The 25,873-nt window shown below is 37.3% G+C and carries 26 protein-coding genes; 13 read left to right on the top strand and 13 right to left on the bottom strand.

The window, feature by feature from the left end; translation table 11 throughout:
- The first annotated feature begins 505 nt into the window (after window positions 1-505).
- The 3 genes from catA to HUS24_RS04900 all read left to right on the top strand — a co-directional run bounded on the left by catA (window position 506) and on the right by HUS24_RS04900 (window position 4,338).
- A complete protein-coding gene (gene catA / locus HUS24_RS04890; RefSeq protein ID WP_065993974.1) occupies window positions 506-1,441 on the top strand; it encodes a catechol 1,2-dioxygenase in 936 nt (311 codons plus the stop codon).
- Between the two features lie 90 nt (window positions 1,442-1,531).
- Window positions 1,532-2,794 (top strand): GTPase, encoded by a 1,263-nt coding sequence (locus HUS24_RS04895; protein WP_173910962.1) that lies wholly within the window; start codon window positions 1,532-1,534, stop codon window positions 2,792-2,794.
- Window positions 2,788-4,338 (top strand): dynamin family protein, encoded by a 1,551-nt coding sequence (locus HUS24_RS04900; protein ID WP_173910963.1) that lies wholly within the window; start codon window positions 2,788-2,790, stop codon window positions 4,336-4,338. The genes HUS24_RS04895 and HUS24_RS04900 overlap by 7 nt, the downstream gene beginning before the upstream one ends.
- A gap of 513 nt (window positions 4,339-4,851) precedes the next feature.
- On the opposite strand, the gene HUS24_RS04905 is transcribed toward HUS24_RS04900, so the two are convergent.
- The 9 genes from HUS24_RS04905 to HUS24_RS04945 form a co-directional block, all read right to left on the bottom strand.
- Window positions 4,852-6,114, bottom strand: a complete 1,263-nt coding sequence (locus tag HUS24_RS04905) for a carbohydrate porin (RefSeq protein ID WP_173910964.1) — start codon at window positions 6,112-6,114, stop codon at window positions 4,852-4,854.
- Between the two features lie 44 nt (window positions 6,115-6,158).
- Entirely contained in the window at window positions 6,159-6,746 is a 588-nt protein-coding gene (locus HUS24_RS04910) for a TMEM175 family protein (protein WP_173910965.1), read from the bottom strand.
- An 11-nt stretch (window positions 6,747-6,757) separates the two neighbouring features.
- On the bottom strand, window positions 6,758-7,465 hold the full coding sequence (locus HUS24_RS04915) for a YoaK family protein (RefSeq protein ID WP_173910966.1): 708 nt from the start codon (window positions 7,463-7,465) through the stop codon (window positions 6,758-6,760).
- A gap of 35 nt (window positions 7,466-7,500) precedes the next feature.
- Window positions 7,501-8,181, bottom strand: coding sequence for a YoaK family protein (locus HUS24_RS04920; RefSeq protein ID WP_254433803.1), 681 nt, complete (start codon window positions 8,179-8,181; stop codon window positions 7,501-7,503).
- A gap of 20 nt (window positions 8,182-8,201) precedes the next feature.
- A complete protein-coding gene (locus HUS24_RS04925) occupies window positions 8,202-8,366 on the bottom strand; it encodes a DUF1427 family protein (RefSeq protein ID WP_173910967.1) in 165 nt (54 codons plus the stop codon).
- A gap of 59 nt (window positions 8,367-8,425) precedes the next feature.
- A complete protein-coding gene (locus HUS24_RS04930) occupies window positions 8,426-10,300 on the bottom strand; it encodes an amidohydrolase (RefSeq protein WP_173910968.1) in 1,875 nt (624 codons plus the stop codon).
- Window positions 10,301-10,369: 69 nt separating this feature from the next.
- Window positions 10,370-11,056, bottom strand: a complete 687-nt coding sequence (locus HUS24_RS04935; protein WP_173910969.1) for a hydrolase — start codon at window positions 11,054-11,056, stop codon at window positions 10,370-10,372.
- Between the two features lie 88 nt (window positions 11,057-11,144).
- Window positions 11,145-11,831, bottom strand: coding sequence for a hydrolase (locus HUS24_RS04940; protein WP_173910970.1), 687 nt, complete (start codon window positions 11,829-11,831; stop codon window positions 11,145-11,147).
- A 501-nt stretch (window positions 11,832-12,332) separates the two neighbouring features.
- On the bottom strand, window positions 12,333-13,547 hold the full coding sequence (locus tag HUS24_RS04945) for an MFS transporter (RefSeq protein WP_173910971.1): 1,215 nt from the start codon (window positions 13,545-13,547) through the stop codon (window positions 12,333-12,335).
- A gap of 119 nt (window positions 13,548-13,666) precedes the next feature.
- On the opposite strand from HUS24_RS04945, the gene HUS24_RS04950 reads away from it, so the two are divergent.
- The 5 genes from HUS24_RS04950 to HUS24_RS04970 all read left to right on the top strand — a co-directional run bounded on the left by HUS24_RS04950 (window position 13,667) and on the right by HUS24_RS04970 (window position 17,782).
- On the top strand, window positions 13,667-14,437 hold the full coding sequence (locus HUS24_RS04950; RefSeq protein ID WP_173910972.1) for a helix-turn-helix domain-containing protein: 771 nt from the start codon (window positions 13,667-13,669) through the stop codon (window positions 14,435-14,437).
- Between the two features lie 127 nt (window positions 14,438-14,564).
- On the top strand, window positions 14,565-15,353 hold the full coding sequence (locus HUS24_RS04955) for a PaaX family transcriptional regulator C-terminal domain-containing protein (protein ID WP_173910973.1): 789 nt from the start codon (window positions 14,565-14,567) through the stop codon (window positions 15,351-15,353).
- Between the two features lie 152 nt (window positions 15,354-15,505).
- Window positions 15,506-16,525: a fatty acid desaturase family protein gene (locus HUS24_RS04960; protein WP_173910974.1), complete on the top strand. Its 1,020-nt coding sequence runs from the start codon at window positions 15,506-15,508 to the stop codon at window positions 16,523-16,525.
- Window positions 16,522-17,355: a metal-dependent hydrolase gene (locus HUS24_RS04965; RefSeq protein WP_173910975.1), complete on the top strand. Its 834-nt coding sequence runs from the start codon at window positions 16,522-16,524 to the stop codon at window positions 17,353-17,355. Before HUS24_RS04960 ends, HUS24_RS04965 begins: the two co-directional genes overlap by 4 nt.
- Before the next feature lie 13 nt (window positions 17,356-17,368).
- Complete coding sequence (locus tag HUS24_RS04970) at window positions 17,369-17,782, top strand: PaaI family thioesterase (protein WP_173910976.1); 414 nt, start codon at window positions 17,369-17,371, stop codon at window positions 17,780-17,782.
- A 458-nt stretch (window positions 17,783-18,240) separates the two neighbouring features.
- Here the strand turns inward: HUS24_RS04970 and HUS24_RS04975 are convergent, their stop codons facing one another.
- From HUS24_RS04975 to HUS24_RS04990, 4 genes are all read right to left on the bottom strand, one after another.
- On the bottom strand, window positions 18,241-18,978 hold the full coding sequence (locus HUS24_RS04975) for a histidine phosphatase family protein (protein WP_173910977.1): 738 nt from the start codon (window positions 18,976-18,978) through the stop codon (window positions 18,241-18,243).
- Between the two features lie 63 nt (window positions 18,979-19,041).
- A complete protein-coding gene (locus tag HUS24_RS04980) occupies window positions 19,042-19,893 on the bottom strand; it encodes a 3'(2'),5'-bisphosphate nucleotidase CysQ (RefSeq protein WP_173910978.1) in 852 nt (283 codons plus the stop codon).
- 137 nt (window positions 19,894-20,030) lie between these two features.
- Complete coding sequence (locus HUS24_RS04985) at window positions 20,031-20,609, bottom strand: lysozyme (protein ID WP_173910979.1); 579 nt, start codon at window positions 20,607-20,609, stop codon at window positions 20,031-20,033.
- Window positions 20,610-20,874: 265 nt separating this feature from the next.
- A complete protein-coding gene (locus HUS24_RS04990) occupies window positions 20,875-21,405 on the bottom strand; it encodes a hypothetical protein (protein WP_173910980.1) in 531 nt (176 codons plus the stop codon).
- Window positions 21,406-22,090: 685 nt separating this feature from the next.
- On the opposite strand from HUS24_RS04990, the gene HUS24_RS04995 reads away from it, so the two are divergent.
- From HUS24_RS04995 to HUS24_RS05015, 5 genes are all read left to right on the top strand, one after another.
- A complete protein-coding gene (locus tag HUS24_RS04995; RefSeq protein ID WP_173910981.1) occupies window positions 22,091-23,044 on the top strand; it encodes a ribonuclease Z in 954 nt (317 codons plus the stop codon).
- A 160-nt stretch (window positions 23,045-23,204) separates the two neighbouring features.
- The gene (locus tag HUS24_RS05000) at window positions 23,205-23,522 is read left to right on the top strand and encodes a hypothetical protein (protein WP_254433804.1); all 318 of its coding nucleotides are present in this window, start codon (window positions 23,205-23,207) and stop codon (window positions 23,520-23,522) included.
- Window positions 23,523-23,585: 63 nt separating this feature from the next.
- Window positions 23,586-23,843 carry a hypothetical protein gene (locus HUS24_RS05005; RefSeq protein ID WP_173910982.1) on the top strand — a complete coding sequence of 86 codons (258 nt, stop codon included), beginning with the start codon at window positions 23,586-23,588 and terminating at the stop codon, window positions 23,841-23,843.
- Window positions 23,844-23,946: 103 nt separating this feature from the next.
- A complete protein-coding gene (locus tag HUS24_RS05010; RefSeq protein ID WP_173910983.1) occupies window positions 23,947-24,399 on the top strand; it encodes a hypothetical protein in 453 nt (150 codons plus the stop codon).
- A gap of 211 nt (window positions 24,400-24,610) precedes the next feature.
- Window positions 24,611-25,870 (top strand): RtcB family protein, encoded by a 1,260-nt coding sequence (locus HUS24_RS05015; RefSeq protein WP_173911402.1) that lies wholly within the window; start codon window positions 24,611-24,613, stop codon window positions 25,868-25,870.
- Window positions 25,871-25,873: the final 3 nt, after the last annotated feature.

The raw sequence follows: 25,873 nt of genomic DNA on the forward strand, positions 1-25,873 counted from the left end.
ATTTGATCTATAGAACGGTGTTTTTTATTTTTTAAACAATATATCCAAAGTGAAATATTAAACTTGAGTATTTCGGTATACTTATATCACTTTACTGCAATAATGAGCATTTAACCCATAAATATACGGGCTTTCAATTTCATAAAATAAAAGTATATTTAAATTAAAAATCAAATAGATAAAAAATAAAACAGTATTATAAAAAACTTTAAAAACATCATACGATGTAGACAATTCTATTTTTCAAAATATACCTAAAAGGTATTTATAAAAACTTTTTAGGTTCTAGTTATAAAAAAATAAGCACATATAATAAAAGTCATTGGATGATAACAGGCACCCTCCAAACAGCACTGAAAAATATGAATGCTATCAGTGTTCACAGCAGAGGTATTGTAGAGATTGAACTCACTCCCCATGTTGTTGTAAGGAAGACGATCTGATCAGGGTACGCCGAAATTTACAATATAAAGTTCATATTTTTGGCAAATTTAAGGAGACAGCCATGAATGTAAAGATTTTTGACACACAAGAAGTACAAGATTTTCTGCGTTTAGCAAGCGGTTTAGAGCAAGAAGGCGGTAACCCTCGTGTCAAACAAATCACGCATCGTATTCTTTCTGATTTATTTAAGATGATTGAAGACTTAGATATTACTTCAGATGAATACTGGGCAGGGATTGCATACTTAAATCAATTAGGTTCAAGTCAAGAAGCTGCATTATTGTCACCTGGTTTAGGTTTAGACCGTTTCCTTGATATGCGTATGGACGCTGAAGACGAAGCGTTAGGTGTTAAAAATGGTACGCCACGTACGATTGAAGGTCCATTATATGTGGCAGGCGCACCAGTAGAACATGGTTTTGCACGTCTTGATGATGGCAGCGATCCAGATGGTCAATTGTTAATTATGCATGGTGTTGTTTATGATGCAGACAATCAACCTATTCCAAATGCGCAAGTAGAAGTATGGCATGCCAATACCAAAGGTTTCTACTCACACTTCGACCCAACAGGTGAACAAGTGCCTTTCAACATGCGCCGTACCATTATCACTGATGATCAAGGTCGCTACCGTTTCCAAAGTATCGTACCTAAAGGCTATGGTTGCCCACCAGAAGGTCCAACACAGCAGCTTTTAAACCAATTAGGTCGTCATGGTAATCGCCCTGCACACATTCATTTCTTCATCACGGCTGATGGTCATCGTAAGTTAACGACACAGTTAAATATGGAAAATGACCCATTGGTTTATGATGATTTTGCATATGCAACACGTGAAGGCTTAGTGGTTCCAGTGATTGAACATACGGATGAAGCAACCATTAAAGCCAACGGTGTAGATGCACCATTTTCTGAGCTCATCTTTGATTTTAAATTAAGTAAATTAGTAGATGGTGTAGATAACCAATTGGTTGATCGCCCTCGTCTACAAGCTTAAAAGCAATAGTCAATTTACAGCAATGATTTAGAAACTGGTTGGCTGCAAGTCAGCCAGTTTTATTACAAAGGACATGTAGAGAATAAAGCGATGGATATGCACGTTTTCGAACAGGCAACACAAGATATTTTAACTGTTTTACCACAAAGTAGCGCAGATTTTGCTCGTCTTAGAGAATTGGCACGCACCAACGCAAGTCCTACAGTGACGGTGATTGGTAAATACAACCATGGCAAAAGTAGACTATTAAACGAGTTGATCGGTGAGGATATTTTTACTGTCGCTGATCGTAGAGAAACCATCGCCTTGGCTGAGCATCAACATCAACAAGTACGATGGTTAGATGCCCCCGGTTTAGATGCCGATGTATTCGGTCAAGATGATCATCTTGCACATGAAGCACTGTGGACACAATCAGATATACGCTTATTTATCCATTCTGTTCGAGAAGGTGAACTGGATTCTGCTGAACATCCTTTAATCCAACAATTACATCAAGATCAACAACGTAGCCAACGCCAAACTTTACTCGTCCTAACACAAATTGATCAAATCGCAGATCCGAATGTTTTAGCAGATATCCTTGCTTCTATTGCTAAACAAGTACCGAGTACCCCACTATTTCCTGTTTCAGCAACACGGCACAGACAAGCCATCGCAGGCAATAAACAAGTATTACTCAAAAAAAGTGGAATAATTGAGCTAAAAGAGGCGCTGACCACAGCTTTAAATCATGTGCCACAGGCACGTTTGCATGAAAAAAAGCAAATTATTACTGAAACACAAAGTCTGCTTCAACAATTAAAACAACAACATCACCAAGACCTTGCACAATTACAACAGCTCCAAATCACACAACGACAGGCATTTGAACAAGATTTAAATAAAGTATTGGATAAAATTCAGAATGACCTACAACCCTTATTGCAAATTTCGGGTACTGATGAAGCTTTAGTTCCTGATTCATTTGAAAATATGTTTAAAATGACAGCAGGAAAACAAGAACGTGCTCGCATTCAAGTGGCCTACTCTCGTGCATGTATCGATATTAACAGTCATTTAATTCGCTATGGTGTGGTGGGTTTACCTAGCCACCAACAAACTAATGTACGCAGTTTAGATACAGTCATGGTTGCCGTGATGGGCGTTTCTGTAAAATTCCGCGATGATTTAAAAAAAATCTTCTGCTCAACTTCTGGACGTGAACGTTTACAACGTGAATTTTCGCATTATTTTGAACTTTCGGCAGATCGTGAAGCCTTAAAACAAAATATCACTGCGCTCAATAAATTATTGGCATTAGATGAAAAAGCACATATTGCACTCCAACATTTGGAGCTTGAATTATGCTAAAAAACAGCGCTATTCAGACATTTATTCAACTGTCTAAAGTGTCACCAACATCATCAGACCTCACTTCACTTTTACAAGAATTGCAAAATTGGCGAGATCAACTCGGTCAAAACTTAGAACAAAGTCTATGTGCAAATCACGTACTACACCCCGAAAGCGTACTTGCTAACCAACTTCAAACATTGAAGCAATTCCTTTTAGAACATCAACAAAACTGGGACAGCAAATGGCTTGAGTTCGCCCCAGCACAGTCATTGGCTGATACCTTTGACCATAAAGTGATGCTTTTGGTTTTTGGTAAATTTAATGCAGGTAAAAGTTCTTTATGTAATCTACTTGCGGATTTTTTTCATTTTCAGGGACAACAGGTTCAATATTTTCATTTAGATCAGGGTGAAATTATTTATGCGCATACACCTTTTAAAGAAGGTGCTACCGAAACCACTGCTCGCTTGCAAGGTGTCTGTTTAGGTGAAAGCTTAGTACTACTTGATACCCCAGGACTCCACTCTGTCACCATTGAAAATGCTGAACTTACCCAACGTTTTATCGACAGTGCGGATGGAGTTTTATGGTTAAGCAGCTCATCTTCTCCAGGACAAGTTCAAGAACTAGATGCTCTTGGACGAGAATTACGTCGTCATAAGCCGTTATTGCCGATTATCACACGTAGCGATCAAGTTGAAGAAGATGAAATAGATGGCGAAATTTGCACCATGCTTTGCAACAAAAGTGCTGCACAACGCGCATTACAAGAGCAAGATGTTTTACAACGTAGCCAAGAAAAACTCATAGCCATGGCAGTTGATCCATTGCTTTTAAAACATCCCGTTTCTGTTTCGGCACAAATGGTACGCCAAGCTGAGTTTTCAGCACAGGCAATGTCTGAAGCAGGATTTGAGCATTTATTTAGCGCTTTACTGGATATTATTCATCCTATTTTAGACTATAAGCAGAGAAAACCTGCTGAAATGTATTTACATTATTTGCAAGAGCATATTCTGCAAGCTTTACAAGATATGTGTGCAAGCACTGTCAAAGACATTGAAACTCAACTGGCGCAGATGCAAGCGGCTTTAGAACAGCAACAAAATAAAATCATTGAACAGACATGGCGTAGTGTTGTACCGCAGATCCCTGCTCTACTTGATCAATATCCAGAAAGGCAATCCATTCAAGCTGTTGTTCAAACGATCCAACAATGGACAGTAGCTGCTTTATCTGAACAAATGACATTACAGTTAGCAGATTATGCTATTCAGATTGACCCAGTACTTTCTTTGGCTTTAGAACAAGCCATAAGTCATGAAATGCTTTCAGCCACGACCACAGTACAAGAAAATATATTTGAACATGAAGGTTTATATAAAGCGCTTACTGCACAATTACAGTTGCAACTGCGTGATATGAGCGACAAAATCATTGCACAATGTACTGAAATTTTAGCAGTTCAAACTTTTGAAATAGAAAAGTTTCAGCAACATATCCTAGAATCAGCGCAAGAACTATACAGAATTGCCCACGATATGCGCCATACTGCTTAAATATTCTGAGTAAAGCTTGGATGCGAAATTATACCAATCAATAAAATTTTTATAATATATTTCGGAATGTTTTTTTCTGCTTCCAATCATATATTGAGACGCGGAAACGTCATCCGCAATTGTCTGAGGCAGGACTACCAATGATGAATAATGTTTTTGCAATACATCAACCAATTTGCGGTATTTGTCGAGTTCTGCGGTGAGGAGCAACGCTCCGCAAGGTGGTTTTCTTGCGCAGTTTCACTGCTCATTTTGCCGAAACAAAAGTAGGTCGAGCCGAAGGCTAGTCGCTAAATACAAACTTTAGAAGTAAGACTCCGTCGAAAATAAACCACTTATATTATGTTAATTTCCAAGAATGGTATTACAGCATTTTCAAACAATATATGGCATCACTGATGTTAATCCATAACATCAGTGATTCAGATAAAGACATCAAAGCTCAATGAAAATCAATGTATTTTCAAGCCTGTGATCAACTAAAAATAGATGAATAGTTGTCGTAAAATACGATTAAAAAGTAACTTTAGTCCCTAAGGCAAATACTAAGGCATTATCCAAATCATGTGAGGCACCTGGATGCACGATGTATTGCAAACTTGGGCGTAACATCAGCCATTTGGTTGGATTATAGCTATAGTTTAATTCAATATTGTATTCTGCATCCGCATCATACTGTGGCTTGCCTTCACGAAAACGATCATTCACATGAATACGGTTAATACCAAAGCCTAAATTATCATTCGGCAATTCATCCACTAAACCATAATATTTCAACCCAATTTGTTGAGAGTTATCAACTTTGTTGGTGCTACGATTATGGAAAGTAAAGTTAGCAAAACTGTGTAAACCTTGCTTGCCTGAACCTGTAGAAGTCAATTGCTGATCAAAATTAAACCAAAAACCATAGGTATGATCTTCTGCTTCACCTGTGCGAATATCTTTTTGATTTTTAACCTCATCCGCAGTGTTATACATCGCACCGACACGATATGTTCCTGCCAAACCATTCAAAAATGCTTTTGGTTGCCAAATCATTTCTACAGGAATCGTCACGCCATCGGCTTGATCAGTGTCTAGATTCCAACCATGTCGTTCTAAAGCATTTTGCGGATTATATTCATATACGCCGATTTGCGCAGCAACTTCGGGGTTGACCTGATATTTTAAACGTCCGCCCCACTGTGCAATGGGCGAGTTATACCAAATTCCACTTTGCCATTTTCCCATTTGTGATGCGCAAAATGAATTATTTTGAAACTCACACGACATCACATTAAAGTCAGCACCAATCCCTAAGCGTCCTAACTTAATATTTAAGCCTTGTTCCTTAAAATTCTTTTCTAAAGACAATTCTGTTAGACGACTTTTACTATTACCTCGTCCATAATTGGCTTGGACATTGGCAATATGTGCAATAGAAGGGTCAGAAATAGCGTCCGAAGAGACACTTTGTCCTTGTCGAGCGGTTACGGTACTGCGAATGGTGACACCTTCCCAATTTACCAATTTCTCCATGTCTAAACTAGTGCCTAATAAAAATTGACTGGCATATTTTGGCGCTTGTCCCGAATCATCACCACCATCTGCCAAATAAGCAGTATCTACAATGGCTGTCGCATCCAGCTTAATGCCTTTTTCGACAAGTTCGGTTCGTTTTCCATTCCAATCCCCAAACAAATAGCTGCTATTTTTATCAAATGCACTTTGTGCTGCATAGACTGGCATACTCATCAATGAAAAAATTGGGATTACTTGTTTGATAAAATTTGACATTATTCACCCTTGTGCTTGTCACTCAAATCATGACAGCCTGCTCACTATTCGCTTTGATGATCTTTAAAATATTGTTCAATCTTTTTATTGGGTAAAAACAAAAAAACCGCCAGTACCGCTAATGCCAGTAATGTCAATTTGGTATTGATAAAACTAAGAAAAATGGATGTGCCATAAAGCAAGACAGAAATAAATAATTTATTATCTTTACCCAATAAGTGGGCAGCTAAAGAGTCCGCCCCCTCTAACTTGATCAGCGTTTTTTCCAATAAACGATAAGACAATGAACACATAAACAGAATAAATGCATACAGTGCTGTCGGGGTTTGAGCATAGTTGCTATAAGATGACCATCCTGTGGTCAACGGAATCATGGTTAACCAAAACATCAAGTGCAAATTTACCCATAAAATTTTGCCATTAATGCTTTTTACCACTTGAAATAAATGGTGATGATTATTCCAATAAATCCCGATATAAATAAAACTCAAGATATAACTAAAAATCAGATGTAACTCACCTTTAAGTGCGGATAGATCATGACCTTCAGGAATTTTAAGCTCCAATAGCATGACAGTAATAATAATTGCAAAAATTCCATCACTGATCGTTTCTAATCGGAGCTTATTCATTTGTTATCCCTCTACTGAGGCTCAACAAATCGCTGTTTTGCAGCGAGATAAGACAAATACAACACAGGCAGAATGAAGAAAGCGACACTCCAAAAATCTAAATACACATATAAAAATGCACCTAAAAATGCGCCGAGCACAAAACCAATCACAATACTTAAGCTGTGCTGTAACTTCTGTTTGTTATCCTCAGTTTTATTGCGTAGATAATTTGAAATATCAATCCCAAGCTGTGTAGTATTTCCCGTCATCATCGTACTTGGGCTGATGTGTTTAATTAAAGTTTTGCTTGAGGTATTTCGAATGGCTAAAGCAATCAAACCTAGACCACCAGTGATTGCCACAGTCACACTGTTGGCATCTTTAAATGGCTCGAAATATAATCCTGCTAGCATAAAACCTGTTAAAAAAATGGCTTCACCCAAAAACAAATAACTTAAAGTCGTATGTTTTTGAGTACTGCGGTCAATCCAATATTTAGTAATTGCGACAGTCAAAATAAATAAAGGAATTGCACCCAGTTTAATCCAAATACCTGCGCCACCTTTGACCCAAGCAGCTCCTGCCAAGACCAAGTTTCCTGTCACGTGTGCGGTAAAAAAACCAAATAATGCAATAAAACCAATGGTATCAATTGCACCACCGACAATGGTCAGTAAAATTGGATCTCGACAAATGCTCCAAAACCCTTTGGTTTTAGCCGTTTCTACATTTTCCATTTTAAAAATCCTGAATAAATCAAACTGTATAAAAATTATGCTTTTTTATAGTTTTCTCGATAGATATAGGTTAAAACCAATAAAATCGGTGGCACGATAAACAACCATAGAAGCGCAGACTTATATACGATCGCAGCAATTGCACATCCCAAAGCAAAACTCAACATGGTCGGCAAGATCGAATATACGCGTTGATAAATCTGTGCTTTTTTCTCCGTAGACGGCTTAGAAAAAAGTTCACCAATGTCTAGCATGAGCTGTGTGGTTGAACCTGTCATCACTGTGGTTGGTGATTCTTTTAACCAATGAATACGATGCATGGCATTTTGTATCGCCATTGCTGCCACCAGCAACATGCCCACAATAAAACTAATCAGCGTATCGTGTTTAGGAAAAGGTAAATAAAAAACTGAAAGTACTGCAGCCAAACTAAACAACACAAACATAAGCTTTAGAAGAAATGTATACGAGTTTTTCTGAAGTTTTAAAAATCGCTGATCAATCAGTTTGGTCAATAAAACCATCAGACAAAACATCGGCAAAGCAGCAAGTTTCGCCCATGCACCAGTTTGACTGTCTGAGACCAAAGCTGCTCCCAAAGTCACAAAGTTACCTGTGACATGTGCAGCAAATAAACCGTGCAATGCCAAAAAGCTTGCTGTATCGACATAACCTGCATTAAAACTTAAAATTTTTCCCAGATGAATTCGCATCATTTATTCCAAAGCTTTGGTTTTTAAGTCATTAAATTTTTGATCACAGGGATCAATTGTTCACCCACGACCATGCCCAACAAACCACAAAGCGCAACCAATGGTGGTGCTGGAGATTTCACATGAAGTACGTAATACAGAACACCAACAAGCAGTCCAACTGCTAAAGAAATTAAATACATTTTCATGAGGTATGCTCTAAAATCCCACCCTAAACCTCAGGTGGGAGTTTTTAAATGGTGTTTCGTTAGAAAGCAAAACATGAACAGCCTAGCGCACCCCAGAATGATTTTTTGTCTTTATCATTCACAGGAACATCAAGCATCCATGCATGTGAATGTCCGTGCATACCACAACTGCTAGAACACGCACACATTGCCGAATTATTTTGTAAAGGTTGTAAAGATGGCGCATTGCGGTTTTCAGACAAACGCCACTGACCACCAAAACGTTTTACTGGAGACCATTCAGGCGAAGCTGGTGGAAGTGGTGGATCTTCTTGTTTAAATTCCGCACCTGCATAAACCACTTTACCGTTCATGACTGTCATGACTGATTCGATAAACTGAATCTCATCACCTTCAACTGAAAAATAGTCATCTGAAAGCACAACTAGATCAGCGTGTTCACCCGTAGCTAAGGCACCCTTTTGGCTTTGCTCACCTGAGAACCATGCAGAACCTTTGGTCCAAAGTTTTAAAGCAGTCTGACGATCAAGCAAATCTTTTTCATCATATAACGGTAAACCGCCCACTGTTTTACCTGTGGTGAGCCACGCTAAACATACCCATGGGTTGTAGGATGCCACACGTGTTGCGTCCGTGCCTGCACCCACAGGCACACCAAGCTCAAGCATTTTTTTCACGGGTGGTGTGTCTTTTGCTGCTTCTGCACCATAACGCTGGACAAAGATTTCACCTTGATATGCCATACGATGTTGAATGGCAATACCACCGCCTAATGCGCCAATACGCTCAATATTTTTTTCAGATACAGTTTCGGCATGGTCAATAATAAAACGAGTTTCAAATGGTTTTTTTGCATTAACACGTTCAAAAACATTTAATAAACGCGTGATACTTTCATCATAAGTTGCATGGATACGAAACGGCCATTTCTTCTCAGATAAATGCTCGACGATTGCTTCTAATTCACCTTCCATTTTTTCAGGTAAGTCAGGACGTGGCTCATAAAAATCCTCAAAGTCACCAGCCGACCAAGTGAGGTTTTCACCTGCACCGTTCATCATGAACAATGAATCGCCATCACCTGGAAAGGTCATTTCTGTCCATTTCTTATAATCTTCAAGCTCAGAGCCTGCATTTTGTGCAAAAAGGTTATAGGCGATACGCACCGTCATTTGGTCTTTTTCATGAAGTTCACGAATAACATCATAATCTTCAGGATAATTTTGACCACCGCCCCCAGCATCAATCGCAGAGGTTAAACCTAAACGGTTCAACTCACGCATAAAATGACGTGTTGAATTGATCTGATCTTCAACAGGTAATTTGGGTGCTTTACCTAAAGTTGAGTACAAAATCGCAGCCGATGGCGTTGCTAACAACAAACCAGTCGGCTCACCTTTTTCATCACGTTCAATTTTCCCACCCGGTGGATCAGGTGTATCTTTATTAAAACCAAGTACATCAAGTGCTGCACGGTTTAGCATAGCACTGGCATATAGATGCAAAACAAATACTGGGGTATCAGGTGCAGCTTTATTGATTTCAGCCAAAGTCGGTAAGCGTTTTTCAGCAAATTGGAACTCTGTCCACCCACCAACCACACGCACCCACTGTGGTGCAGGGGTATTATCCGCTTGTTCTTTTAAGAGTTTTAGCGCATCAGCAACCGATGGCACACCTTCCCATCGTAACTCCATGTTGTAGTTTAAGCCACCACGAATGATATGTAAGTGGCTATCATTTAAACCAGGAATCACACGACGACCATTTAAGCTAATGACTTTAGTTGTATCATTTGCCAACTTCATGATGCTGTCTTCATCACCTGTCGCAACAACTTTCCCATCGGCAATTGCAATGGCTTCTACTTCTGGTTTTTTCGGATCGAGCGTTGTTATTTTTCCGTTTTTGAGAATCAACTGTACATCAGACATGATCTTCTCCATTGCATGGATAATTTGAGTTAAAAAATAAGGCATTGTTTCATGCCTTATTTAAATCTATTATTTTGCTGCAACTGGTGCTAATACTTCGTGTGGTGTTTTGGTTCTTTCTGGTGCTTTATGGACCATTGTGTAAGCATAGTCAGCGCCCATGCCATACGCACCTGAGTGTTCACGCACAATATCCATCACTGCATCATAAGTATCACGTTTCGCCCAATCACGTTGCCATTCAAGTAAAACTTGCTGCCATGTCACTGGAATGACACCTGCTTGAATCATGCGTTGCATCGCATAATCATGTGCTTCTTTGGTGGTACCGCCTGAAGCATCTGCCACCATGTAAATTTCATAGTCGCCTTCGAGCATTGCACCAAAAGAGAAAGTAATATTACACACTTCAGTCCATAGCCCTGAAACAATGACTTTTTTACGATCATTTTTTGCCAGCGCATCACGCACTTTTTGATCATCCCAAGAGTTCATTGAAGTACGCTCCAATAATGGTGCATTTGGAAATACATCTAATAACTCTGGAAAGGTGTGACCAGAAAAGCTTTCTGTTTCTACGGTGGTAATCGTGGTTGGAATATTAAAAACTTTGGCAGCTTTTGCTAAACCTACAACATTGTTCTTTAAAGTTTGACGGTCTATCGACTGCACGCCAAACGCCATTTGCGGTTGTTGATCAATAAAAATAACCTGACAATTGCTTGGTGTAAGTTGTTCTAAAAGTGACTTATTCATGTGAAATACTCTATGTTGTCGTGAAGTGATGTCAAAAGATTAATTTTATTTGGCACTAAAAACAGTACTATTTTTAGAACGCTGCATCTTATTTTGCAGGGATTGGTGCTAATACTTCATGTGAGGTTTTGGTTCTTTCTGGTGCTTTATGGACCATTGTGTAAGCGTAGTCAGCACCCATGCCATACGCACCTGAATGTTCACGCACGATATCCATCACTGCATCATAAGTATCACGTTTCGCCCAATCACGTTGCCATTCAAGTAAAACTTGCTGCCATGTCACTGGAATGACACCTGCTTGAATCATGCGTTGCATCGCATAATCATGTGCTTCTTTGGTGGTACCGCCTGAAGCATCTGCCACCATATAAATTTCATAATCACCTTCAAGCATTGCACCAAAAGAGAAAGTGATATTACACACTTCAGTCCATAGCCCTGAAACGATGACCTTCTTACGATCATTTTTTGCCAGTGCGTCACGCACTTTTTGGTCATCCCAAGAGTTCATTGAAGTACGCTCCAATAATGGTGCATTTGGAAATACATCTAATAACTCTGGAAAGGTGTGACCAGAAAAGCTTTCTGTTTCTACGGTGGTAATCGTGGTTGGAATATTAAAAACTTTGGCAGCTTTTGCTAAACCTACAACATTGTTCTTTAAAGTTTGACGGTCTATCGACTGCACGCCAAACGCCATTTGCGGTTGTTGATCAATAAAAATAACCTGACAATTGTCTGGTGTAAGTTGTTCTAAAAGTGATTTATTCATTGCATTTCATCCCGAAATTCTGATTTTCTTGACATCACTCAACACATTAAAAGTGATGATACTGCATTAAAAAATGATTTAATGTGACGATGTAAGCACTTATAAATATAAATATTTTTCGAAAAACCGCAAATACTTTTTATTTTTTATTGTAAGTATTACATGGAATTTTCAACAATTTTTTACATTAATACTGTATTCAAAATTGATTATATCTGTGCAATGTTTAATTTAAATGAAGAATCACAAAACCAAATAATATTTAATTATAATTAAATATTATTTAATACAAGCTAAACAAAAATAATATAATGATCTTATAAAAATTTTAATTTAAATAGTGAGTTAGATATAAAAGCTACTGTGATAAAAAAACGACACCAAATTGTGCATTTTCTATACATTAATGAATAGATCATCATACAAATTTGGAATCTATCTTACCTTTGAGAAGATAAATTCCAGTTAAAAAATGCGACATTTACTTTAAAAAAAGAACGCTTATTTTTGAGTTTTTGGCAAAAATAATGCCGCAACGCCGAGCAAAGGCAAATATGAACAAAACTGCATGACCCACTCTATACCTTGATGATCTGCCAAATACCCTAAAGCCGCTGCGGCAATGCCACTGATCCCAAACATTAAGCCAAACATCAAACCTGCGATCATACCTACTCGCCCAGGAACAGCTTCTTGTGCATAAACCACCATTGCAGAAAAGGCGGATGACATCACCAAACCTGAAATCATGGATAGGATTAATGTCCATTGCAAATTGGCATAAGGTAAAATCAAAGCAAAGGGTGCCATAGCTAAAAAGGAAATAATAATTACGGATTTTCGACCAATTTTATCACCGATTGGCCCACCCACAAATGTTCCGAATGCCACAGCAGCTAAAAAACCAAATAAATAAAATTGTGCATTTTTTAAGGATAAATCAAACTTTTGCATCAAATAAAAAGTGTAATAATTACTCAAGCTGACGATATATATAAATTTTGCCAACATCAGTATCGCAATGAGCAGTAATGCTCGAATTAAGGTTTTACCTTGTAATTTGTGCTGAGTTTTATGGATGCCTGCATTCATTGGTGCTTGTTTGCGCTGTATGGTCCATTTACTGACTTGGTAGAGCACCCAAATCGCCAATAATGCAAATAGCATAAACCATGCTGTGGCTGCCTGACCATTTGGAATAATAATCGCTGCTGCCAATAAAGGACCTATTGCCGAGCCTGAATTTCCTCCAACCTGAAAGGCTGATTGAGCAGTTCCAAACTTACCACCCGATGCCATACGGGCAACACGTGAAGCCTCAGGATGAAAAGTTGAAGAACCAACACCAATCAATGCGGCTGAACATAACAACATGCTAAAGTTTGCTGCAAATGCCAACCCTCCAATGCCAATCAGAGTTACACCCATTCCAATAGGTAATAAATACGGTTTCGGATGTTTATCTGTATAGAAACCAATCCACGGTTGTAAAAGTGAGGCTGTGACTTGATAAACCAGTGAAATCAGCCCAATTTGAGTAAAATTTAACTGAAAATTAGACTTGAGCATGGGATAAATAGCAGGCAATATCGCTTGAATTAAATCATTCAATAAATGCGCTATCGCCACCGCAGCAATCATAGACTTAACCATTTGTGCAGGCTGGCTCGAAATGGTTTTCGTGGAGCTGATTTCACTTGGTTGAGGGTTCTGCATATTACATTTTCTATTTCAAATTTTTAAGAACACATTATAATTCGTCATATTAAAGCTTATATTCCAAAAAATATCGCCTAACTGACAATTTACGAAAGAACGAATAGCGAACGAAAGCAATGATCAACAATGTAACTTCATCCTCTTCCCCCTTAGTCACTTCTTTGGGTTCTTTACGACAACACGGTAGTATTATTCCACCGCATTTTCATCATCGTGCACAATTGTTATATGCTGCTGAAGGTCATATTCGTGTCTATACGGCTGAACATATTTGGATTATTCCCCCACATTGTGCTTTATGGATCCCTGCTTATTATGAGCATAGTGTGGTGTCTTATGGACAAGTGCGTCTAATCTCCGCTTTAGTGGAAGAAAGCGCAGCACAAACTTTAGGACAAAGCTGCTTTTTAGTGCGTATGAGTGATTTGCTTCGGGAGTTAGTATTACGTTTAAACCAACCGACGCCCCTTGAACCTCATGTAAATCATGACTGTCATGTTTTAGATCAAGCTTTACATTTACTTATTTTTCATGAAATTCAACAATCACATAATTTTCCACTCGAAATTCCTTGGCCGCGTGATCCTCGTTTAATTCAGATTTGTACCACCTTAGTTGAACATCCCGACAGTCAAAAAGATTTAAATGCATGGGCAGATCAAATTGGGACAAGCTCTAGAACCTTGATTCGTCTATTTAAAAAACAAACTGGTTTAAATTATCGGCATTGGTTACAAAGAATGCATGTCATTTTGGCTTTAGGTTACTTAGCTGAACAAATTCCAATTTCTAAAATTGCACATAAATTAGGCTATCAAAGTAGTAGCGCTTTTACTGTTATGTTTAAAAAACAATTAGGACAGTCACCAAAACATTTTAGAAAATAATAACTTGTAAATTTTCATCAACTCTAAGCTTATTTAAAAGCCAAATTAGGTCTATGCAATAGCATATTTATCTTGCGCAATCATTGTTATGATTTAAGGCTTGATTAAACATAAAATAATTGTGCTCATGAGTTTAAATGCAAAATCTTTTATTATTGATTTATTACTCGCATCTGGCGGGCAAACTTTATCGATCAAACAATTGGTCAGTGCAGCACATATTTTAAATATCAGTGAAAATAATACTCGTGTTGCGGTCACACGTTTATGTCAGGAAAAAATGATCGAATCCGTTGCACGTGGGCAATATAAATTAACAACCAATGCCGAACGCTGGGGTTCAATCATCATCCATCGTAATCATGGATTGCGTCGTACCAAAGCATGGAATCAACATTATTTGGCAGTACTTACCACCCACTTGGGACGCACTGATCGCACTGCATTAAACCGCCGTGAAAAAATTTTAAAACATACAGGCTTTAGAGAATTAGAAACGGGATTTTTTGTACGCCCCGATAATTTAAATTTAACCTTAGATGAGTTAAAAAAAGAATTAACCCAGCAAGGCTTAGAAAGTGCAGCAACACTGATGCAGGTTGCCCAATTTAACGCTGTAACACAAGCACAAATTTCTACTTTATGGGATACGCAAAAGCTTAATCAACGCTATGAAAAATATAGCCTTCAACTTAAACAATGGTTAGCGCATGCCCAAGACATGCATCCACTCGATCTTGCTCGTGAATCTTTTTTATTAGGACGGGAAACAATTGCACTCATGTTAACCGATCCACTATTGCCCTCGCCTTTGGTCGATACAGCACGTAGAGAAGATTTTTTTCAGGCTGTTTTACAGCTCGATCAGATTGGACAACAAACATGGCGACAACTAAATCAAAATCATCTCAACTAATTGACCAACTTTTTATAAAAATTTAAGTAATTGTATTTGCTTATATTTATTTTTCATTCTCAAATATTACATAATTTTTATAAAAATTAATTGACTGTAATATTATTTTATCTACAATCATAAAATCCAATAAAAAAATTAAAGGACTAAACATGAATGCGCGAATCAGTGTCACTGAACTTTTTTCTCGTGACGAAATTGATGAACTTACCACACCATCCGACTTCGCTGGTTTATGGGCAGTAGGCTCAACTTGGGCAGTGATCGCAGGGACTTTTGCGGGCGTTGCCCTCTCTTGGGAATATTTACCGACTTGGGCTAAAGTCATCATGATTGCAGCAGCTTTGGCTATCATTGCTGGACGACAACTTTGTTTAGCGATTTTGATGCATGATGCTTCACACAATAGTTTATTTAAAAATAAATGGTTAAATAACACCTTAAGCGATTGGTTATGTGCCAAACCCATTTGGAATGATTTACAAAAATATCGTGTGCATCACACACGACATCATGCCAAAACTTCTCTCCCCGAAGATCCAGACTTAAGCCTTGTCGAGGGTTTTCCTATTAGCAAAAAATCACTGTTGCGTAAATTTAGTCGTGACCTAACAGGTTTAACAGGCATTAAGTTTTTAACAGGTCGTCTTATGATGGACTTGGAGCTTTTAGAATGGACTGTTGCCAATGATCAACGTAAAATTCCAGTAAACGGACGTACAGCTTTTGATTTTGCTAAAACGCTATTAAAAAATAGTTCAGGTGCGATCATCACAAATGCAGCCCTTTATTATGCTTTGAAAAAAGCTGGACATGCCAAACTCTACTGGCTCTGGCCGCTTGCTTATATTACCCCATTCCCTTTATTTATTCGTATTCGTTCTATGGCTGAACATGCAGGCATGCAAACTAGCCATAATGCTTTAACCAATACACGTACTACACATGCCAATTTTATTGCACGGGCTTTAGTTGCACCACTACGGGTAAATTTTCATCAGGAACATCATTTGATGGCATCTGTGCCTTATTTTAAATTACCGAAAATGCATCAATTCTTACGTGAGCGTGGTTTTGTGGAACAACCACCAAGTTATTTTGATGTGATTGCATTGTTGTCAAATAAACCTTTAGAACAACAAAAACAACTTTCAAATGGAACAGCACCATGAATATGCTCGAAAAAATCTTTGACCGTGGTGCAAAGTTTCCTGTTCGTCATATGAAATTTCAGTTTGCATCAACACAACATAGTTTATTTCAGAATAATCCTTGGGGAGAATATTGGCTTGCAACCATGTCTGCCATGTTCCCTGCAGGTGAACGATTTTTTGTACATAGCGTACGAAATTTACAACATCGTGCGCAGTCACAGGCTTTAAAAACTGATATTGCAGCATTTATTGGCCAAGAAGCCATGCATGCCAAAGAACATGAGGCTCTAAATGCGTGGATTCTTGAACAAAATATGGATACACGGTTTATTTCTGCCAATGTCGAATGGCTCATGGCAGCATTGAAACACTATTGTTCAGCCTCACAACAACTTGCTATTACCGCAGCTGCGGAACATTTTACCGCAATTTTGGCGCATCAAATTATGCGTCGTGAAGATTTACAACAGCGTTTATCAAGCAATGAAACTTTAAAAAACATTTGGTTATGGCATGCCATTGAAGAAAGTGAGCATAAGAATGTTGCCTTTGATTTATATCAAGATGCACAAGGTTCAAATGTCATGCGTGTATTGGTCATGCCACCCACGACCTTATATATGATCGGTTTAATGGTGTATGGCACAGTCAAAATTGCCTTGCAACATCGCCAAAATTGGAATCTAAGACAATGTGCTGAATTTTATCAGTTGATGTTGGATGAAAAAGGATTTATTCGCACTTTAAAAAATGACTATCTAGATTATTACCACACAGATTTTCATCCTTTACAACATGACTCAAGTACGTGGGAAAGCCTGACCAAAATCAAACTCGGTCTAAACTAGAAGAGAAAAAATAATGTCAGCAACACAACAAGAAATTCAGCAGTTTTTAGAGTTTGTTTTTCCACAAGTTAATGATCATTTTCAGATTCATGCTGTTGGCCATAAGTCCGCAGAAATTGGTTATAAAATAGATCAAAAAGCCTTACGTCCTGGTGGAACTGTCGCTGGCCCTGTCGTGATGGCACTGGCAGACTTTGCACTATATGTCGCAATTTTAGGTGAAATTGGTATTGTACCTTTGGCAGTCACAACCAATTTGAATATCAACTTTTTACGGAAACCTTCAGGGGATCAAGACTTACACGCTGTATGTAAACTCATTAAGGTCGGTAAAACTCTCGCTATTGGTGATGTTTCTATATATTCACTTGGTAGTGATGAAGTCGTTGCACATGCAGTAGGTACTTATGCTTTGCCTGCTCGCTAATCAATAGCTTGTTATACAGATAAATAAAAATAATAGATTTTAAAATCTTATTCTTTCAAGTTCTTTCAAGCAATCCTATAAAAACTCCACCTTAATAACATCATTAGCCAGCATTCTGGTGGATGATGTTATTTCCCAACATATCCAAAATAACTAGTTTTTCCTTAGCCATATGCGCTATATCACTTGCTCTTATGATGAATATTGTCTCGATTTACAAAGCACTACTCTAAAACTATAAGTCTGGCATTCAGTCAGGGAAGTGTAAATGAAATCAAAACATTTTATCGCAAATCGTATTCTAATCGCAAGTACACTGTCATTTACTACCTGTTTTATGGTGTGGGTATATTATTTATCATATAAAATAGTTTGGATAAGGACGAATAATCTGAGTCAAACGATAAATAAATTTTTGAGATGACTATTTTTCACATCTTCAAATCTATAGTCATCTTCTAATTTCCCAACTTTTGAAAATCTCGAATTGATAATTGATTGACTTCACCACGCCAAATCCATTTTAAATTACTCTCTTCAAAATGATCACCCTCAAACCATACAAACAGACCTTCCATCATTTGAGGCCAGTCAGCTTTATCTATGTGATGGCGTCCAGAAATCACAGCGATAATGGCGGCTAAGATCGTATCATGACTCACCGCAAGATTGAGTCCCTGCGCATTTTGTGGATGAGTGTTATAGATCAACTCCAAGACATCCACCACACCAGAAATAGGATGTTTCATCCCTGGTAAGGCATTATTAACAAAGCTATTAATAAAGCCTAAAGCACCTTGTTTTTGAAAATAAGGCGCAGCTTGCTGAATATCTAAAACAAAACTACCTGGTTCAACCAATAAACCTTGCTCAACGATTTCTATATGATGGGTATTATGTTTTTGATTGCTTAAATCTGCACCTTCAATCATTAAAGCTGCGGTATCTACACAACGTTGAATTGGGCTAGAGATACAATGTTGAATGACACGATCGGTATTATCTGTAAGATACAATCCCCAAGCCTGAGCCAAATCACGCCCTTGTGATGTCAATTGCAAATCATAGCCTGCTAAACCTTGCCCACTGACCATTTCACGTATCGAATGGCGTGTAAACAACGTCACAGGCGTTTCAGGGTCTGGCAATAAATCTATTGCTTTCAACATGCTTTTTGGCAGTAACTCAAGCGCCATAAGGACTCAATATGTATGTTTTCGTCATATGTCACTATACCATGACCAAAAAAACTCTCAATCTTATAAGCGCACGTTACTGAGTGCATTTAATGCTATTTTTTGATTTTCTTTATCTCTAAAAGCGATAAAACCCTCATTTAATACCGTTTCACGCTGATTATACGTAAAAGCTTGTGCTTTTAAACTTACCAGTCCGCCACCAATGCTTTCAAGCAAACCTTGCCCAGCACTAGTATCCCATTCTGAAGTCGGATGAAAACGTGGATAAATGTCGATCTCGCCTTCAAGCATCATACAAAATTTATAGGCACTGCCAGCTTCACGTCGAATCACAGGATTTTCCTGTTCAATATAATCAATATATTGCTGATATTTTGGATTTTTACTACTATGGCTTAAACCCACTTGGATGGCATCGGTTTCTACATCTTTAAACTTGCTATAACGCTCCCATGTATTTTGAGTAAATGAATATTTATAAGGTAATTCAGTTAGATAACCTAAATACATCACTTGTTCGGTTGGCACAGCAATTAAGGAAAATATGGTTTGGTGGTTTTGAATGAGACTTAAATTAATTGTAAATTCATCTCGTTCATGAATAAACTCTTTTGTCCCATCCAAAGGATCTAGCATCCAACACATGTTCCATGCATGACGCTCAGAATAATCACTTTCTTCAGACAACACAGGAATTTCAGGCGTCAAAATGGCCAATTGTTCAAGTAAATAGGCATTTACTTTTAAATCTGCCTGAGTGACTGGCGACTGATCAGGTTTTTCATCAATACTAAACTCACGCCCAGCACAATATGCTTCATATTCATCCAATAAAATTTGGCTTGCATACGCCAAAATTGGAACTAAATTCAGCATTTGTTGATCTTGTGGTGCTTGGGTGGTAATAAACATTGAGTGCAACCTACCTTCTTTTTTAAATCAGCATTCTTAAACGTATCATTTTAACATTTTAAAATGACATAAATATTTTAAATATAAAAAATCATGATCGTATTGAAGCAAATTTTTATCTTATTGTCCTGTACAAATTATATTCTTTTTTCAAATAGAGCCCTTTCTACCGCTCTACGATTGATCAGTCCTTGCATGCGTTTCCCACTTGCATAAACCCATACATCAAATTGTTCAGCTGCTTTTTGATAATTTGCCGCATTTAAATTGCGTAATAATGTAGAGTTTTTAAATGCATTAATGCCAATGTTGTAGCTTAAAGACACTAAAGCGTCAAATTGATTTTGATTTAACATGACTTGAACTGCGTGATTGACCGCATTTTCAAATTTTTGTAAATCATGCTGCATATAAGAGTTTGCCTGTTGCACACTACATGTATCAAAAGCTTTTACCGGTGTTTGATCTGGATAGCGTGTAGTCCCATAACCAATCGTCCAACAGCCTGTACCATCATCATAAGCTGTCAATGCTAAACCTTCAAAAGTACAAATCAGTTCTCGCCCTTGAGGACTGACCTGAAGTGTATCAGTTGCAACCGCTATTTGACTTTCTTCATCTACAGCAATCGCAATATCTGCATTTCTGTGTGCAGTTGCATGTTGAGATTGAAGCAACCATTTTTTTAGCTGTTGGATGAGTGTGGAAAAGGACATAAAACTCTCAAGCGATCATATAAACTTATTTTATTAATAACAGTATCATTCAATTAATATCCATAGCACAATTATATTTTTATTCAACCTAACTGTTAAAAATCTACAGGATTATATTTAGAATATTTTACAATACCTTTAAAATACAACACGCCACTTTAATTTAAAGTGGCGTGTTAAATAAAGCTATGTGTTGAATATTAAAAATTAAAATCGAAGTTTAATTTCCAAATTTAAATTCTAATCTAAGATTAAACAACACAAATTAATGTGTTACACGATTCCAAGCATCTTTAACAGCAAGTTTTGCTTCTTCCCAAGTCAGTCGTGACTCACGTTTAGTTTGTTCCCATTTTAAACGTAAATCATTTTCTACATCTTCAAAGCGAGTTTCGTGCGGATAGTCATGACGTGTAGAATAACCTAAACGATATGCATCCTGATAATCTCGATCATAATCTAGATCGCTATAAGTGGTTAATGTTTCACTATAATATGGCGTATTCAAATGCTCTGCACGCCAATACGCATCTTCTTCAGTAGGGTTTACTTTTTCAGCAACACCTTTACCTGCTAAACCACCAACTACAGCGCCTACCACACCACCTACCACAGCCCCAACTGGCCCACCTACCGCACCAATAGCAGCGCCTGTAGCCGCACCACCTGCTGCACCGACACCAGTTCCGATCGGATGAGCACCTGGCTCACCTGTAATTGGGTCTGCATTTAATTCATCTCTTTGCTCTTTTGGTAATTCTTTTACTACGTCACGATCAATATTTGGGTTAGTCATAATATAAATTCCCTATGTTATGTAAGATGTAAGTTTTAAAATTTTTAACAAGCGCTAGCTTTAACAATTACTAAGCTGATCACAATTATTAATTAAGCAAAAATTTATGAATATTGTGAATTAAAACACTTTTTGTATTGTTATGTATATCATGTTAATGGTTAATAGATAATCATATACAAATATTAAAATAATAGAATTAACATATAAAATATATAATTTTTAAAGCACATCAAGACTAGCAACTTTAACAAATAATTCAATCACTTAAAAATCCAACATATGTTGCATTTAAAATAAAAACCATTCTCAAACAACATCCATAATAAAACCTATTTACATAACAAGAATAACTTTACAGAAGACATTTAAAACACAAAATACCGATACATATACTTACTCTAGTGAGATTAATAATCACCACCTATTTATATAGGTTTACTTAAGCGTGCTAAAAACTTGCTTTCGCCTTATGAAAGCTTAACTTAAAATAAGTTTTTTAAAGTGGGTTGCTATTTCATTTTAACTTTTGTTTTATACTATTCCGTGTTCACAGAAAACCGACCTTCCTTGTATAATACCATCGGCGTCTGCAATGACCTTTCTTAATGGTTTCTTCTTCAGTTTTGCCCAACAACTTTTTTCTCATAACAATTTTTTGAAAAATAATCAGGTTTTATTTTCCATGTTACAGTTTACATTTTTAGGAACATCCTCAGGCGTACCCTCACTGACTCGCAATGTATCAGGTTTAGCGGTTCGTCACAGCAAAACTAAAGATTGGATTTTGATTGATGCAGGTGAAGGCACACAACATCGCATTCAAATGACCAATCTTAGCCTACAAAATCTAAAAGCAATTTGTATTACGCATGTGCATGGCGATCATTGCTATGGTTTGCTTGGCCTACTGGCGAGCGCAGGCATGAATGGTCGTAAAGAAGCGCTCACACTGATTGCACCTAAAGAAATTCAGACTTGGTTACAGAGTTCGATAGAATTAACAGCACTGTTTCTAGCCTACCCTATTCATTTCATTGATGTTTCAGAAATAAGAGATAAAATTGAAATTAATCCTGAATTATTTATTTCTGCTCATGCTTTGCATCATCGCGTAGCGAGTTATGCCTTCGCCATTGAAGTTATTCACCAGCAGAAAAAGTTAAATGTCGATGCTTTAAATGCTTTGTCTATTCCTAAAGGAAAATTATGGGGTGACTTACAACACGGTCAAGACATTGAATGGAATGGTGAAATTTTACAATCACAGGATTTTGTTGAAGTTACCACGCAACAAGTCAAAGCAATTGTATCTGGGGATAATGATCAACCTGAATTATTGCATCAGGCTTGTGAAAATGCCGACATGTTGATTCACGAAAGTACTTATACACAGGAAACTTTAGAAAAAGTCGGTAAAAGCCCGATGCATAGCTCGGCAAAAATGGTGGCAGCATTTGCCGAGTCTGTGAAGTTAGCGAATTTAATTCTGACGCACTTTAGCCCACGTTATCATGATACAAAAGGTATTACCTTGTTAGAACAAGAAGCCAAAAAGTTTTATACAGGACACCTGTTTATGGCGGAAGACTTAAAAACATTTGAATTGAATGCTTCAGGGCAATTAAAAGTCGTGTAATTTATTCATTTATTTTAAAACTCAAAAAAACTTAAATATTTCAATAAAAAGCTAACAATTAATATCAATATTTTTAATAACTTGAGATTTTTATCGTAATTCAATTTGTATAAAAAACTAAACTTTGCTAATTTAAGACCTCAACTTAAAACAAAGACAGGTGTCAGTCTTTAAAACGCAAATCATGCCGATACAAGTCATTGTTGAAGACAACAATATCGAACTTGCCCTACAGCAACTGCATTATAAACAATACCTTTTACAAGCCACTCGATGGTATAAAAAACGCCAAGGCTATTATGAAAAACCCGCAATTTTAAAGCGCAAAAAACTTAAAATGAAACGTATTGTGAGCCAATCACAAAACTGGTTTTCACAATGTCCTCTATATTTTCAAAGTCCAGCTAACTTATGGCTAAAAATTGACTTAGCACAACAACATCAACCTACAAGCAATAGTTTTGCTGTAGGTCGATAATGCTTTAAATTTCTCTTTTTATTTCATCACTAGAGACAGGTGTCAGTCTGTAAAACACATATTATGAGTATTCAAGTTCAAGTCAAAGATGACAATCTCGATCTGGCTTTAGAGCAACTTCGCATCAAAAGCTATTACTTAACTACGCATCATTGGTATAAAAAATGCCACGCTTATCATGAAAAACCACCGAGTAAAAAACGTAAAAAAGCCGATATGAATCTATTGATTGGGCATCGTCAGGTGTTGGATGATGACCCTTTGGCGCAACGGTTGGATATTCATTTGGAGGAATATTACCTAAATATGAATAAAAAATAATCGTATAAATTTTTCAATTAACACAAATCTACGTTGGATCACACGTAGATTTTTTGACAATTTAAATGTAAATATGAAATTTAATAAAAAAGAAGTTAGGCACTTGGCTGGTTATTTACAGGGTATTTCTGAAACAGATGGAGAAATTCGTGAGTTTTTAATAACAGCAGATTACATCAAATACAATGAAAACTTGGATATAGAAACCAACTTTTTTAAACACTACCACTTTTTTAAAGGTCAAAAACTCATCACAAAAAAAATTTCATTGAAAGAGTTAGAAGAAAAAATACTTCCTAAATTCGTACTACTCAACACGATACTTCCACCTAAAGCATTAAGTGATAAAAGACAGTTCCTCATCTTCCGAATTCTTGATTACATTTGTTATTGTTATGAATACCAATTTCCGCAAAATACGATGTATTTTTCTCAATTACAATTTGAAGATGGTCAAAATAATTATTATCTCATTATTACAAGTGAAAAATACGCCTTAGATATTTTATTTAGAGGATATAAAAATATATATTTAGATATATTTAAAGATAATTAAATCTCAAACACAAATAGTTTTTTAAAAATCAATAAATGAAATTAATTTTAATTGATTATATATATCAATATCTTAATATTTATTTTTAAAAACAAATTCAAACTTGGCACGCTCTCTGCAGTATATACAGCACATCATAAAGATGTAGAAAATTTTCACCTGCCTGCAACCGCTTGGCAGGCAGGTTTAGGGAAAGGAAAAAGCTATGACTATGTCAGTAATTGAACAAATTGAAAAACAAGCACAGAATGAACGTGCATATAACATTATTCAGGATGCTAAAGGCGTTCCAATTAAAATGTGGACTAAAGGCGTGCCTGTCGATGAAAAATCGAAAGATCAACTATTAAAAACTGCGCAAATGCCATTTATTTACAAGTGGATGGCGGTGATGCCTGACGTACATGTTGGTATTGGCGCAACGATTGGAAGCGTGATTCCAACCAAAGGGGCAATTATCCCTGCTGCGGTGGGTGTCGACATCGGTTGTGGAATGATGGCAGCACGTACTTCGCTGACTGCATCGGATTTACCTGATAACTTACATGCGTTACGTACAGAACTTGAACGTTTAATTCCACATGGAATGACCAAAGGTCGTGGTCGTCGTGACCAAGGTTCATGGGAAAATACGTCTGAACGTGTAGATCAAGTTTGGGCTGAATTGGTCACTGATTTTGAATATATTTGTGCCAAACACCCACGTTTAAAAAATACCAATAATCATAAACAGTTAGGGACTTTAGGAACAGGTAATCACTTTGTTGAAATTTGTTTAGATGAATATCAACAAGTTTGGATTATGTTGCACTCAGGTTCTCGTGGCGTTGGAAATGCGATTGGTAACCACTTTATTGAGCTAGCACGTAAAGATATGCAAAAGCATTTTATTAATTTACCTGATAAAGACCTAGCGTATTTAGTAGAAGGAACTGAGCATTTCGATGATTATTGGTTTGCTGTGGGTTGGGCGCAACGTTTTGCCATGAAAAACCGTGAGTTAATGATGGAAGCTGCTGTACAAGCTTTGCGCATCATCATGAATAAACCATTTAATGCGAAAGTTGAAGCGGTGAATTGTCATCATAATTATGTGGATAAGGAAGAACATTTCGGGCAGGAAGTTTTAGTCACTCGTAAAGGTGCGGTGCGTGCGCGTTTGGGTGAATATGGAATTATTCCGGGTTCGATGGGTGCGAAGTCTTTTATTGTGAAAGGTAAAGGAAATCAGGAATCATTCTGTTCATGTTCGCATGGTGCTGGTCGTGTACATAGCCGTACTGCTGCCAAAAAATTGTTTACTGTGCAAGATCAGATTGAGCAAACGCAAGGTGTGGAATGTCGTAAGGATGAAGCCGTGATTGATGAGATTCCGTCTGCATATAAACCGATTGAAGATGTGATGAAAGCGCAAAGTGATTTGGTGGAAGTGGTTTATACACTGAATCAGGTTGTGTGTGTGAAGGGGTGACAA

This window comes from Acinetobacter sp. Marseille-Q1618, assembly GCF_902809855.1.
GTDB lineage: Bacteria > Pseudomonadota > Gammaproteobacteria > Pseudomonadales > Moraxellaceae > Acinetobacter.